Annotated in this window: 14 protein-coding genes and 1 tRNA gene; 12 read left to right on the top strand and 3 right to left on the bottom strand. The window is 63.4% G+C overall.

Annotation, left to right across the window (positions count from 1 at the left end):
* Window positions 1-130: 130 nt before the first annotated feature.
* The 4 genes from AC1DWQ_RS00170 to AC1DWQ_RS00155 all read left to right on the top strand — a co-directional run bounded on the left by AC1DWQ_RS00170 (window position 131) and on the right by AC1DWQ_RS00155 (window position 4,570).
* Window positions 131-1,438, top strand: coding sequence for a Rieske 2Fe-2S domain-containing protein (locus tag AC1DWQ_RS00170; RefSeq protein WP_477667836.1), 1,308 nt, complete (start codon window positions 131-133; stop codon window positions 1,436-1,438).
* Window positions 1,439-1,517: 79 nt separating this feature from the next.
* Window positions 1,518-2,507, top strand: coding sequence for a Bug family tripartite tricarboxylate transporter substrate binding protein (locus AC1DWQ_RS00165; RefSeq protein WP_477667835.1), 990 nt, complete (start codon window positions 1,518-1,520; stop codon window positions 2,505-2,507).
* Between the two features lie 23 nt (window positions 2,508-2,530).
* The gene (locus AC1DWQ_RS00160) at window positions 2,531-3,523 is read left to right on the top strand and encodes a substrate-binding domain-containing protein (RefSeq protein WP_477667834.1); all 993 of its coding nucleotides are present in this window, start codon (window positions 2,531-2,533) and stop codon (window positions 3,521-3,523) included.
* An 81-nt stretch (window positions 3,524-3,604) separates the two neighbouring features.
* Window positions 3,605-4,570 (top strand): DMT family transporter, encoded by a 966-nt coding sequence (locus AC1DWQ_RS00155; protein ID WP_477667833.1) that lies wholly within the window; start codon window positions 3,605-3,607, stop codon window positions 4,568-4,570.
* 171 nt (window positions 4,571-4,741) lie between these two features.
* Here the strand turns inward: AC1DWQ_RS00155 and AC1DWQ_RS00150 are convergent, their stop codons facing one another.
* The gene (locus tag AC1DWQ_RS00150; RefSeq protein WP_477667832.1) at window positions 4,742-5,362 is read right to left on the bottom strand and encodes a TetR/AcrR family transcriptional regulator; all 621 of its coding nucleotides are present in this window, start codon (window positions 5,360-5,362) and stop codon (window positions 4,742-4,744) included.
* 124 nt (window positions 5,363-5,486) lie between these two features.
* Here AC1DWQ_RS00150 and AC1DWQ_RS00145 point away from each other — a divergent pair, with 124 nt between their 5' ends.
* From AC1DWQ_RS00145 to AC1DWQ_RS00110, 8 genes are read left to right on the top strand one after another with little or no spacing between them, the layout of a single operon-like run.
* Window positions 5,487-6,785, top strand: coding sequence for an NAD(P)/FAD-dependent oxidoreductase (locus AC1DWQ_RS00145; protein WP_477668898.1), 1,299 nt, complete (start codon window positions 5,487-5,489; stop codon window positions 6,783-6,785).
* Window positions 6,782-7,582 (top strand): DUF1365 domain-containing protein, encoded by an 801-nt coding sequence (locus AC1DWQ_RS00140; RefSeq protein ID WP_477667831.1) that lies wholly within the window; start codon window positions 6,782-6,784, stop codon window positions 7,580-7,582. The genes AC1DWQ_RS00145 and AC1DWQ_RS00140 overlap by 4 nt, the downstream gene beginning before the upstream one ends.
* A gap of 42 nt (window positions 7,583-7,624) precedes the next feature.
* Window positions 7,625-8,902 carry a class I SAM-dependent methyltransferase gene (locus tag AC1DWQ_RS00135; protein WP_477667830.1) on the top strand — a complete coding sequence of 426 codons (1,278 nt, stop codon included), beginning with the start codon at window positions 7,625-7,627 and terminating at the stop codon, window positions 8,900-8,902.
* Window positions 8,903-8,952: 50 nt separating this feature from the next.
* Complete coding sequence (locus AC1DWQ_RS00130; protein ID WP_477667829.1) at window positions 8,953-9,471, top strand: chalcone isomerase family protein; 519 nt, start codon at window positions 8,953-8,955, stop codon at window positions 9,469-9,471.
* On the top strand, window positions 9,468-10,781 hold the full coding sequence (locus tag AC1DWQ_RS00125; protein WP_477667828.1) for an MFS transporter: 1,314 nt from the start codon (window positions 9,468-9,470) through the stop codon (window positions 10,779-10,781). Before AC1DWQ_RS00130 ends, AC1DWQ_RS00125 begins: the two co-directional genes overlap by 4 nt.
* Entirely contained in the window at window positions 10,778-11,326 is a 549-nt protein-coding gene (locus AC1DWQ_RS00120) for a DUF3833 domain-containing protein (RefSeq protein WP_477667827.1), read from the top strand. The genes AC1DWQ_RS00125 and AC1DWQ_RS00120 overlap by 4 nt, the downstream gene beginning before the upstream one ends.
* A gap of 5 nt (window positions 11,327-11,331) precedes the next feature.
* Window positions 11,332-12,123: an SDR family NAD(P)-dependent oxidoreductase gene (locus AC1DWQ_RS00115; RefSeq protein ID WP_477667826.1), complete on the top strand. Its 792-nt coding sequence runs from the start codon at window positions 11,332-11,334 to the stop codon at window positions 12,121-12,123.
* 6 nt (window positions 12,124-12,129) lie between these two features.
* A complete protein-coding gene (locus AC1DWQ_RS00110; protein WP_477667825.1) occupies window positions 12,130-12,567 on the top strand; it encodes a nuclear transport factor 2 family protein in 438 nt (145 codons plus the stop codon).
* A gap of 36 nt (window positions 12,568-12,603) precedes the next feature.
* Here AC1DWQ_RS00110 and AC1DWQ_RS00105 read toward each other — a convergent pair.
* Window positions 12,604-12,677: transfer RNA gene (locus tag AC1DWQ_RS00105), tRNA-Gly, on the bottom strand.
* A gap of 57 nt (window positions 12,678-12,734) precedes the next feature.
* A complete protein-coding gene (locus AC1DWQ_RS00100; protein WP_477667824.1) occupies window positions 12,735-13,184 on the bottom strand; it encodes a DsrE family protein in 450 nt (149 codons plus the stop codon).
* Window positions 13,185-13,304: the final 120 nt, after the last annotated feature.

The following is a 13,304-nucleotide window of genomic DNA, read 5'->3' as shown; positions in this document are numbered from 1 at the left end:
TTGTTGACAAATATCAAAAGTCCGATATTCTTAGTGTGCTAAGAATAATCCGCTTGCCCCGGATTTGCAAGCTGCTTTTTTGATTGCATGCGAGCCCATGAATTGGCAACCGATGTGAAGGATATTTGCGATGTTGACCGCTGAAGAAAATGACCTGTTGTGCCGCGTGGAGGGTCAGGCTCCCATGGGCCAGTTGATGCGCCGTCACTGGACGCCGGTCTGCCTGATCGAAGAAGTCAGTGAGCCTGACGGCACGCCTGTCAAGGCGCGGGTGTTTGGGGAGGACCTGGTGGTGTTTCGCGACACCAAAGGCCGCGTTGGCGTGATGGACGAATATTGCCCCCACCGGCGTGTCTCGCTGGTGTTTGGCCGCAACGAAGACTGCGGCCTGCGTTGCCTCTATCACGGCTGGAAGATGGACGTGGAGGGCAATGTCCTGGAAATGGTCTCGGAGCCCGCCGCCAGCGGCATGGCGCAAAAGGTCAAGCACCTGGCTTACACGGTGAAGGAGTGGGGCGGTTTTGTCTGGGCTTACATGGGCCCGAAAGAAACCCAGCCGGAGTTCGAGCCACCAGCCTGGGCACCCACCGCCGACACGAAAGTGACGATTGCCAAAGCATTGATTCCCTGCAACTGGGCGCAAATCCTGGAAGGTGCGATCGACTCGGCCCACAGCTCCAGCCTGCATTCTTCAGACATGGTGCCGGCGCGCGTGGAAGGCGCCGAGGCCACGGATACCAACTGGCTGCGGCCCTCTACCGACAAGGCGCCGCGCATGCAGGTGGAGCGCGGCGGCTACGGTTTTCGTTATGCGGCCATACGCCGACCCATCAAGAACGCGGCGGCCAACGACTACATTCGATCGACGGTGTTTGTGGCGCCAGCCACAGCGCTGATCCCGCCCAACAACCTGTACAACGTCGCCAACATCAACGTGCCGATGGACGATACCAACACCGCGTTCTATTTCATCGCCTGGGGCCATCCGTCGCAGACGCCTGACACCGGCGCCTGGCGCAAATTCCTGGGCCAGCAACTGGGCGCCGACCTGGACGAAAAATACCAGCCGCTGCGCAACCGTGCCAACCACTTCTGGCAGGATCGCGAAGCCATGAAGGCCGGCAATTTCACCGGCATCACAGGTTTCCCCAACCAGGACATCGCCATGTGGGTGACCATGGGCCCCATTGCCGACAGAACACACGAACGCCTGGGCGCCAGCGACATGGCGGTGGTGGAGTTCCGCAAGCAGATGCTGGAGGCGGTGAGCGCGTTCCAGGCGGGGCAAGCCGCCATCGGCACAGGCGAGCTCCGTATTCCGCCCAGCGTGGTCGCTTTTCAGGCTATTGTTCCGAAAACGACGGACTGGCGTGCCTACCAGGCGTCCTATGTGTGGGATTCCCGCGAGCCAGCGCTGGAGCCGTCCTATTCCACATAGGACGCCACACAGGGCATTTTTTCTGCTTCTGTGCTTCTTTTCCGCCATGACACTTTAAAAAATCATCAGGAGACATTTCATGAAACAGCGCCGCCATCTTCTTCATCTGCTAGGGGCCAGCGCCATGCTGGCAGCCGGCACCTTGCTGCCGATGTTTGCAGCCGCCCAGGGCGCCTACCCCAACCGCCCGATCAAGTTCGTGGTGCCCTACGCGGCCGGCGGCCTGCCTGATACCGTGGCCCGCATTTTTGCGCAGCGGCTGGGCGACAAGCTTGGCCAGTCGGTGGTGGTCGACAACCGGCCGGGCGCCAACGGTGTGGTGGCCGCGCAGGCGCTGGCCACCGCCCCCAAGGATGGCTACACCTTCCTGGTGACGGACGGCTCGATGTTCTCCATCAACCCAGCCATCTACAAAAGCCTGGGTTACGACTTCAAACGTGACTTCATGCCCGTGTCGCTCGCGGCTCGCGCGCCGCTGTACCTGGCGGTTCACCCCAAAGTACAGGTCAATACATTTCAGGAGTTCATCGCGCTCGCCAAGGCCAAACCGGGAACCCTGAACTACGGCTCTTCAGGTATCGGAAGCACACACCACCTGACCATGGAGGCGCTGAAGGCATCGCTCGGCCTGCAAATCACCCATGTGCCGTTCAAGGGCACGGGCCAGTCGGTTCCGGCGCTGATCGGTGGGCAGGTCGACGTGCTGTTTTCGGCGCTGCCGTCCCTGGCCGGTTTTGTGAAAGGCGGGCAGGTCAAGCTGCTGGCCAACAATGCGGCCCAGCGCTCCAGCCAGGAGCCCAATGTGCCGGCGATTGCGGAAACCATTCCTGGGTTTGACTTCGCGCCCATCGTGGGCGTGCTGGCTGCCACGGGTACGCCGGCGAGCGCGATAGAGCGCATCAGCGCCGAGATGGCCCAGATCGCCAGGATGCCGGAAGTCATCACCACGCTGAACAACGCCGGCATCGAGCCCATCGGCAGCAGCCCTGCCGATTACAACAAGGCCATCCTCGGTGAGAACGAACGCCTCGCCAAAGCCATCGTGGCGTCCGGTATCAAGCCGGAATAACCATCTCAGGAACACACTGCGACATGTCAAAACTGAAACTGACCTTCGGCTGCTGGAACTATGACCGCACCCGCGCCCTGATGGACGGGAGCGTGCAGCCCGATGGCATCGACCTGAACTATCTCAACATGCCGGTGGAAGAAACTTTCTTTCGCATGCTCAGGCATAAGGAGTTTGATGCCGCAGAAATGTCGCTCTCGTCGTACACCGTGTCCCTGTTCAATGAGTCGCGGCCGTTTGTGGCGATTCCGGTTTTCCCCTCGCGCTTTTTCCGCCACTCCTGCATCTATGTGAATGCCAACTCCGGCAGTCGCGAGGCGAAGGATTTGATAGGCAAGCGCGTGGGCAACCCCGAATACCAGATGACGGCGCCGGTGTGGATACGCGGCATCCTGTCCGACCACTACGGCGTCCCTGTCGACAGCGTCACCTACTTCACCGGCGGCGAGGAAGAACCCGGCCGCTCCGAAAAGATCAAGCTCGACCTGCCGCCCAACATCAAGGTCGAGCGCATTGGTCCCGGGCAGACACTGGCGCAGATGCTGCTCGACGGCGAGATCGACGCGCTCTACACCGCGCGTATGCCGTCAAGCTTTCTCAAGGGTGGCGGCAAGGTCAAACGCCTCTTTGAAGACTACGAGCAGGTCGAGCGCAATTACTTCAAGGAAACGAAAATTTTCCCCATCATGCATACGGTGGCGATTCGCCGCGACGTGTATGAAGCCAACCGCTGGGTGGCGCGCTCGCTGATGAAGGCGCTGGAGGAGTCCCAGCGGCGCACTTACGAAGACCTGTACGAAACAGCGGCGCTCAAAGTCATGCTGCCCTGGCTGACTTCGCACGTCGAACAGGTCAAGCGTGAGATGGGCGAAGATTTCTGGCCTTACGGGTTTGAGAAGAACGAAGCCACGCTGCAGACCTTTTTACGTTACTCGTTTGAGCAGGGCCTTTCAAAGCGGTTGCTCACGCCGCAGGAGCTCTTTGCCCCCGAGTCACTGGAAGCTTTCAAGATCTGACGTCGTGATGAACGCTCCTTTTTTGATAGCTGGTTGCGCCCGTCTTATAAGGGCTGAATGCCGATTTGATGCTTGATCTGGATGTCTGATACCTTTTTCGGTTACCTGCTGGCCAGCGTTGCGCTGCTGCTTTTCACGGTCTCCATTCTGGTCACCAAGGTGGCGTCCAGCCGCCTGGAGCTTGGCCTGGGTTTTCTCATCGCAGCTTCCTCCAACGTGGTGTTTTCCGCGTTGGCCACGCTGGTGCAGATGGGCCTGCGCACGGATGGCTTGCATTGGAATGCGCAGGCGTTCTGGCTTTTTGCCGCTGCCGGCGCGTTTGCCACCTACCTGGGGCGCTGGTTTTTTTACGAGTCCGTGGTGCGTTTCGGACCGGCCAAAGCCAGCGTTTTCCAGATCAGCAGCCCGCTGTTCACCGCACTGATGGCCTGGCTGCTGCTGGGAGAGCGTCTGAGCATGCTGGTGGCGCTGGGCATGGTCATGACGATAGGCGGCCTGATGCTGGTCAGCTACAAGCCCGGTTTTTTTTCGCGCCGCGGTTCCACGCCAGCACTGGCGCCCGACAGAGGCCCCGCACCTGCGCCTGTGCAATCCACCGCGCTTCAGCGGGCGCTGCAATCGGCCTTTTTGCTGGGCATGGGCAGCTCGCTGGCGTATGCGATCGGCAATGTGCTCCGGGGGTCAGCTGTGCGCAGCTGGAACGAGCCCGTTGTGGGCGCATTGATAGGCGCCGCCAGCGGCCTGGCCCTGCTTCTGGTTTTCAGCGCTGGCAAGCGCGCGATGGCTACCCGCCTGCGCTCAGCCAGCCGCAGCGGTATGGCGCTGTACGCCCTGATCGGTGTGACCACCATTTCAGCGCAAATGTGCGTGATCGGCGCCATGCGCTACATACCGCTGTCCGTTGCCACGCTGGTGACGTTGTGTACGCCGGTCCTGGTTTTTCCGCTCAGCCATCTGCTGTTCAAGGACCAGGACGCCATCAAGGCCACCACGCTGGCAGGCAGTGGCTTGACCTTGCTCGGCATCGTGATCATCGTGATGCGTTGACGCACCGACCCTGACCCGGAAACTCAATACCGCGGTGCCAAAAAGGCACCCAGCCGGCACAGCCCCGATGATTGGGGTACGCGGTTACGAAGGAACTCAAGGCACAGATATCCTGGAAGGCTCCGAGGCAGTTATGCCGGTCCCTGAGGCAGGCCCCATGTGCGCCGGCGATCAGCGGGCTTCAAGGCCTTCAAAGCACGTGCTCAGCACCAGGGCGACGATTTCATCGTCGGTGTGCAGTTCCCCCATTTTCAAAAACTCCAGCACGGGATCGCAGGCGCGGGCGTACAGGGTATACAGCACCGCAATGGGCGGGAGCTTGGGGTTGATGGCGCCTTGTGCCTGTGCCGCCTCAATCCAGGCGCCCAGCCGGTCACTCACGTCCATGAGCCCGTCCATGTAGTCCTTGTTGGCCATCAGCGCGGTGCGCAGGCTGGAGTTCTGGCTGGGCAGCGAGGGCATTTCACCCGCCAGCTTCAGGCCCATGGTCCACGCCACCACTTTGCGCAGCTTGTCCACGGCGGACAGCTCGGTGGGCAATGTGTCCAGAAAGGCCTGCGCCCGGCGCATGACCGACACCATGGCCGCCGCCGCCAGGTCTTCTTTGCTGGGAAAGTGCTTGTAAAGGCTGGCTTTGGCAATGCCCACCGCGGCAGCCACTTCGTCCACTGTCATGGCTTCAAAGCCTTTTTCCGCCAGCAGACGGTTCACCGACTGGATGATGGCGTCTTCACGCGCCAGCAGCATTTGCGCCTTGAAGGAAACCTTGGGAGGGAGGGTGCTAAGGGTCATATGGCCTGATTTTAGCCAATTTAGTTTGAAAAAAGAATTCAAAGGAAATATTAATACTAAGTAGTTTTAATAAATACTGATTGGTATAGAATTGATCCAGGCAATTCAAGGAGTGCGTGTGTCGATCAAAGTGGCCATCGTGGGTTCGGGTATTTCAGGCTTGGCGGCCGCCCATGCCCTCAGGGGCAAGGCGGACATCACGCTGCTGGAGGCGGGCGCCTGGTTTGGCGGGCATACCCACACCGTCGACGTGACGCTTCCAACACCGCGCGGTGAGGTCACCCACGGGGTGGATACAGGATTTCTGGTCCTTAACGAGCGCACTTACCCGCAACTGATCAAGCTCCTGGCGGAGCTGGACGTGGCAAGCGTCAAGTCAGAGATGTCGTTTTCGGTGCAGACCGACGATTTCGGCAACGGCCGCACCATGGAATGGAGCGGCTCCAGCCTGAACGCCGTGTTTGCGCAACGCGGCAATCTGGCCAACCCGCGCTTTTGGGGCATGCTGCGCGACCTGCTGCGCTTTAACGCCCTGACCAGCCGCATGGCCCAAAGCGGAACCGATGCGCAACTGGGCCAACCCCTCGGAAAGTTCCTGGACGAGCACGGCTTCGGTGCCGCGTTTTGCGACTGGTACTTCCTGCCCATGATGGCCTGCATCTGGAGCTGCCCCACCGCGCAGATGCTGCAGTTCCCGGTGTCGACCATGGTGCGCTTTTGCCACAACCACGGCTTGCTGCAAATCACCAACCGCCCCCAGTGGTGGACCGTGCAGGGCGGTGCCAGGCACTATGTCGAAAAAATCATCGATGGCATTGCGAACAAGCGGCTGAACACCCCGGTGCGCCGTATCGAACACGTTGGCAACACGCCGGACGGCAAAGCCAGCGTGCGCATCCACACCGACGCGGGCGCCGAGCTGTCTGACAGGGTCATCATCGCCACCCATTCCGACCAGGCCCTGCGCATGCTGGCCGCGCCGACGGCGCAGGAGCGTGAAACCCTGGGAGCCATTCACTACCAGTCCAACAAGGCCGTGCTGCATACGGATGTCTCGGTTCTGCCGACGCGCAGGGCCGCATGGGCGGCCTGGAACTACGAGCGCGCGGGCGGAGCCGGGCAGGAGGGCGCGCGGGTGTGCCTGCACTACCTGATCAATCGCCTGCAGCCCTTGCCCTGGGAGCAGCCGGTGGTCGTATCCCTGAACCCGGTGCGCCCCATCGCACAGGAAAAAATCATCGGTGAGTACGACTACGCCCACCCGGTGTTCGACCTGGCCGCCGTGGCGGCGCAGACCCGCATGCCGGCGCTGCAGGGCAAAAACCATCGCTACTTTGCGGGCGCGTGGATGGGCTACGGCTTTCATGAAGACGGCCTCAAGGCCGGGCTGGCTGCCGCCGCGCAGCTGTTGGCGGACGCATGAGCCAGCCCGTGCCGCTCATCGGTTTCGGCCAAGTGCGCCACACCCGCCTGCGCCCGCGGTGCCACGCGTTTGTTTACCCCACGTACTTCCTGATGCTGCCGCTGCGCAGTCTGCAAAAGCAGGCGCCGCAACCGGGCCAGTGGCGCATCAATCGCGGGGGCGCGCTGAGCTTCTTCGAGACTGACCACGGCGACGGGCGCGCGCCGGAGCAGGGCGGTGCCATCGCCTGGCTGGACGAAGTGCTGCAGCGCGAAGGCATTCACGACGCGACCGGCGAGGCCTGGCTGCACACCTATCCGCGCGTGCTGGGCTACACCTTCAAGCCGGTGAGCTTCTGGTATTGCCACCGCGCGGCAAGCGACCAGGAGGGCTGCCTGCGCGCCATCGTGGTGGAAGTCAACAACACCTTCGGCGAGCGGCACTGTTATGTGCTGGATGCCCCGCGCTATGGCGTGGAGCAGCGCGCGGACAAGGTGTTTCACGTCTCCCCTTTCAACCCGGTGCAGGGTCACTACCGCTTTCGCTTTATGCGCAGCGAACAAGGCGAACAGGCGCGTACGGTGGCCCGTGTGGATTTTTACGACGACATCGTCGCTGGCGCCGCCGTGTTGCAGACCAGCGTGAGCGGCAGGCTGCAACCCATCACGCCCGCCGTCCTGCGCGGCGCCCTGTGGCGCTATCCCGCGATGACGCTGGGCGTGGTGCTGCACATCCACGTCCAGGCGCTGCGCCTGTGGCTGAAAAAAGTGCCTTTCTTTCGCAAACCCGAGCCGCCGCAAAGCTTTGTCTCGCGCTAGAGGCGCACGCGCAATGCATAAGCCCCATTCCAGGAGTCCGACATGAACGCCGTTACCCGCACCGTCCAAGGTCTTGCGTTTCCAAATGATGCGCCGGCCGCCGCCCGAAGCGCGCTGCGCCTGCTGCAAAACCTGCGCCACGGCGCGCTGACCCTGCACCTGCCCGACGGCTCGCAGCGCCGCTTTGGCGAGCACCCGCAGCAGCATGACATGCATATGCCCGGACACCCCAGCGCCAGCATCACGCTGCACAACTGGAAGGTGTTCGGTGCCGCGCTCAAGTCCGGCGACATCGGCTTTGCCGAGAGCTACATCGCCGGGGACTGGAGCACGCCCGACCTGACCCAGCTGCTCAAGCTGTTCTCCGCCAACCGCCGGGAGGTCGAAGCGATGATCTTCGGCACATGGCTCGGGCGGCTGCTGTACCGCGTCAAGCACCTGCTGCACCACAACAGCCGCGCCAACAGCCGCAAGAACATCCACGCCCACTATGATCTGGGCAACGCGTTTTACCGCCTGTGGCTGGACGAGACAATGAACTACTCCGGCGCCTGGTTCGACGGCGACCTGTCGCGCTCCTTGCCCGAGGCGCAGAACGCCAAGGTGCGCCGCGCGCTGGACATGGCCGGCGTGAAGCCTGGCGATCGCGTGTTGGAAATCGGCTGCGGCTGGGGCGCACTTGCCGAGCAGGCCGCCGTCGAACGCGGCGCGGCCGTGGTGGGCGTGACGCTGAGCACCGAGCAGCTGGCCTATGCCGAGGCGCGCATGCAGCGCCTCGGCGTGAGCACTGGCCCGGGCGGGCGCGCCGACCTGCGCCTGCAGGATTACCGCGACATCCCGGATGCGCCGTTTGATGCGATCTGCTCCATCGAGATGGTGGAGGCCGTGGGCCAGGCCTATTGGCCCACGTACTTTGCCGCCGTGAGCCGCCTGCTCAAACCCGGCGGGCGCGCCTGCGTGCAAAGCATCGTCATCAACGACGCACTGTTCGACCGCTATGTCGGGTCGACCGACTTCATCCAGCAGTACATCTTTCCCGGCGGCTGCCTGCCGTGCCCGCGGGAATTCCGCCGCCAGGCCCAGGCGGTGGGGCTGGAGGTGGTGGACGAATTCGCCTTCGGCGCGGACTACGCCGAGACGCTGCGCCGCTGGCGCAACGCCTTCATCGCCCGCAAGGCCGAGGTGGCGGCGCTCGGCTTTGACGAACGGTTTATGCGCATATGGGAGTTTTACCTGGGCTACTGTGAGGCTGCCTTTGACACGGGTGATATCAACCTGATGCAGTACACCCTGCGCAAACCTGAAGCGCTTTCGATATGAAAAACGCATCTGCTTGCGCGATATTGGCGGTCATTGGGTGCTTGTCTTGCTTGCAAGTTCAGGCTCTGCCCCTGCCGCAAGAGCTACGCTCCGCCTTGCCTGCGGCCAGCCTGTCGGGTCAGGCTGGTTTGAAATTCTGGGGCCTTGAAGTTTACCGGGCGACCCTCTGGGTCGCACCAGGATTCGACGGGCCAGCCTATGAAAAAAGCCCGTTTGCGCTGGAGCTGGCTTACCTGCGTGACTTCAAAGGGGCCGACATTGCCCGGCGATCCATTGCGGAGATGCGCCGCCAGGCGGCCATCACCCCGGCGCAGGAAACCGCCTGGGAAAACCAGATGCGTGCGCTGTTCCCCGATGTCGGCGCCGGCGATCGCATCACCGGGGTGCACCAGCCCGCCACGGGCGCGGTATTCTGGAGCAACGGCCGCCTGCTCGGTGAAGTGCGCGACCCGCTGTTTGCCAAACTCTTCTTCGGCATCTGGCTGTCACCGCAAACCTCCGAGCCGCAAATGCGCCGCGCGCTGCTGGCGCAGGAGAAATCCCCGGCCCCGGTGGGTGCCGCACCATGAATCCCTCCATGGCCGCGCGCATCGAAGCGGAGCCCCGGGTTCTGGGTCTGAGCGGCGGGGCGCGCTACGGCCTGCTGGGGTTGCCCCTGGCGTTTTGCGCCCTGCCGCTTTATGTCTTGATGCCCAATCTGTACACGCGCCATTGGGGTGTTTCGCTCGCGGCGTTGGGCGCCGTGCTCCTGGGCGCGCGCCTGCTCGATGCGGTCATCGATCCGTTGTTGGGCCGCTTGTGCGATCGACTCTATGTCGTATCGCTTCGCGCCGTGCTGGTGATGGGCGCATTGGCGGGAGCCGTTCTCGCCGTGGGATTTTCTTTTTTGTTTGTGCCGTTGGTGAGTGATCCCACCACACTGCTCTGGTGGGCGGGGTTCTGGCTGGTCGTGACCTACGCGGCCTACAGCGCTTTGTCTATTGCGCACCAGTCCTGGGGCGCCATGCTGGGCGGCGACGCGCTGTATCGCAGCCGCGTCGTGGCCTGGCGCGAAGGGCTGGGCCTGGTGGGCGTGCTGCTCGCGTCGGTCACGCCCGCGCTGCTGGGCGTGCCCGTCATGCTGGCCCTGCTGGTCGTCGGCCTGGCAGGCGGCTGGTGGGCCTGGCGCGCGGCGCCCCGGCCCAAGCGCCGCCATGCAGCGGCAAGCGCCGCGGACAGCACCGCCGGCGCGCTCCGGCATCCGTGGCGCAATCCCGACTTTCTCCGCCTCCTGGGCGTCTACCTGCTTAACGGCATCGCCAGCGCCATCCCTGCCACGCTCGTGCTGTTTTTCCTGCAAGACCGTTTGTTGGCCAGCGAGGCCATGCAGTCCGCCGCGCTGGCTGTGTACTTTGTGTGCGGCGCGCTGTCCATGCCGCTGTGGCTGCGCGGGGTCAAGCGCTGGGGGCTGGCGCACAGCTGGCGTTTCGGCATGCTGCTGTCCATCGCGGTTTTTGTGGGCGCGAGCCGGCTGGGCGCGGGCGATGCGCCCTGGTTCCTGCTGGTGTGCTCCCTGTCCGGCGCGGCCCTGGGCAGTGACCTGGTCCTTCCCGGCGCGCTGCTGGCCGGCGTCATCGCCAAGGCCGGTGACCGCGGCCGCGCCGAAGGGGCTTACTTCGGCTGGTGGAACTTCGCCACCAAGCTGAACCTGGCGCTGGCCGCCGGCCTGGCCCTGCCTTTGCTGGGCTGGCTCGGCTATGTGCCCGGCGTGCGGGATGCCAACGCTTCCGCCCTGCTCACCGCCGCCTACTGCCTCCTGCCCTGCGCGCTCAAAGCCCTGGCGGCCGGCGCGCTCCATTTTTTCATCCTCCCAACCACGGCCCAGCCGCACACCCCATGACACAACGCACTTTTTTCCACCGCTCACGCCTTCTCGCCGCCATCGTGTGCGTCGCCTTGCTGGGCGCATGCAGCACGCCGCAAGTCCGGGACTACGCCAGGGAAACCCCGGTGCTGGAACTGCGCGACTACTTCAACGGCACGCTCGACGCCTACGGCATCTTCACCGACCGCTCCGGCAAGGTCGTCAAGCGCTTTAGTGTGGTGATGACCTGCACCTGGAAGGGCGACGCCGGCGTGCTCGACGAAGCCTTCAGCTATTCCGACGGCACGACCCAGCGGCGTATCTGGCGCCTCACGCGCCACGCCGACGGCCGCTACACCGGCCAGGCCGACGACGTGGTCGGCACCGCCGAGGGCCGGCAAAGCGGCAATGCGTTCAACTGGGCTTACACCCTTGCCTTGCCGGTGGACGGCAGGGTGATCGAGGTGCAGTTTGACGACTGGGTGTACCTCATGAACGACAAAGTCATGCTCAACAAGGCCGCCATGCGCAAGTGGGGTGTGGGCCTGGGCGAAGTGACGCTGTCCTTCATCAAACGGTAAGCACCATGGCACTTAACTCCCGCATCGCGGACTGGCGCGGCCGCACGGTCTGGCTGGTAGGCGCATCCACCGGCATAGGACGGGCCACCGCTTCGGCGCTGCACGCCCGGGGCGCGAAGGTGGTGGTGTCGGCCCGCGGCGCGGATGCGCTCAACGCCTTCGCCGACGCCCACCCCGGCGCCCTGGCCCTGCCGCTGGACGTCACCGACGCGAGCGCAGTGAAGGCCGCGGCCTCAACTCTGGCCGCGCAGGATGCGTTGGACTGCGTCGTGTACTGCGCGGGCCACTACCACGCCATGGACGCCGCCCACATGGACCTGGCCGACCTGCTGCGCCACAACGAAGTCAATTACCTGGGCGCGCTCTACATGCTCGACGCCGTGGTGCCGCAGCTGCTGGCGCGACAGCCGGATACGCGCACCGGCCAGCGCGGCCACATCAGCCTCATGGGCAGCGTGGCCGGCTACCGGGGCCTGCCCAACAGCCTGGCCTACGGTCCCACCAAGGCCGCGCTCATCAACCTCGCCGAGACCCTGTACCTGGACCTGCACGCCCAGGGTGTCGGTGTCTCGCTGATCAACCCCGGCTTTGTCAACACACCGCTGACGCAACAGAACCAGTTCAAAATGCCCGCCTTGATCAGCCCAGAACAGGCGGCGAGCGAAATACTGCGGGGCTGGGCACGCGGAGAATTTGAAATCCACTTCCCCAAACGCTTTACCCTCTGGATGAAAGCCCTGCGGCTTTTGCCCTATTTCCTATTTTTCGCGGCGACCCGCCGCCTCAGGCAGGCCTAGAAATCCATGAACTTCGCCAACTACGCCGTCGACCGCATTGCAGACACCTTCCAGACCCTCACCCCCGCGGGCGTGGAAACGCTGGGCGCCATCTACGCCCCCGACGTGCGCTTCAAGGACCCGTTCAACGACGTGCAAGGCCTGGCCGAAATTCAGCGCATTTTTCGTCACATGTATGCGAGCGTGGACAACCCGCGCTTCGTCATCACCGGGCGCATCGTGCAAGGCACGCAATGCTTCCTGACCTGGGAATTCCACTTTGCCTTCAAACGTTTTCAGCGGGGAAGGGCGCAGTGCATACTGGGCGGCTCGCACCTGGTGCTGGACGGCGAAGGCCGCATCACGCTGCACCGCGACTACTGGGACGCGGCTGAAGAACTCTATGAAAAGCTGCCCGTGGTCGGCAGCCTGATGAGATGGATGAAGCGGCGTGGCAATGCGTAAGCTGACCAGGCGCGGCAAGCCATTTGGTGCGGAAGCTGGAGCGGGTGAAGGGAATCGAACCCTCGTATGAAGCTTGGGAAGCTGCCGTTCTGCCATTGAACTACACCCGCGACTCTGTCGATTATAGAAGCGGCCGCCGGGCGGAGCCAGCCAACCTGAGCTGTCGATCAAGGCCGCAGGTAAGCCCAGCCTTCGTGCTGCTTCTTCATGATCTCGGTGACGCCGGCGGGCACATAGCTGATGCCGGCCAGCATGTCGTCCTTGCTCAACTTCTGGCCGCGCATGGTGTTTTCGCAGGCGGTGACCTTGATGCCGGCTTTGGCGGCGTCGGCGATACGGGAGCCGGTCGGTGATTCGAGCTTGAGCATGCTGATGCCGGGCCCGTAGGCGACGATTTCAATGTCGACGTTGGCGGCGCCCACGTCGTCCTGCAGGTTTTTGGCGTTGTTCAGCGCCAGGTTCCACTTGGCCGGGTCGTTGTCGCTGACCTGGATCACGATTCCCTGACGTTTTGTGCCCGTGGCGCCCGCTGGTTGTGCGCGAGCAGCTATCAAAAAAGGAGCGGCAAGGGCCAGCGAGCCGACGGCCCCGGCCTGGATGAAGAGTCTGCGGTTCATGGTGAAAGGTCTCCTGAGGGGGAGGGCTCATTTCAACACAACGGCCGTATGAAACAAGCCCCCAGGCTCGTGAGAGGCTTGGGGGCTTTCAGGGTCGGGGGAGAACCGGCGGGCTCTACT

It is taken from the genome of Polaromonas sp. P2_G11 (assembly GCF_056403595.1).
The sequence above is the reverse complement of the archived record's forward strand: the minus strand, read 5'-3'. Positions and strand labels throughout refer to the sequence as shown.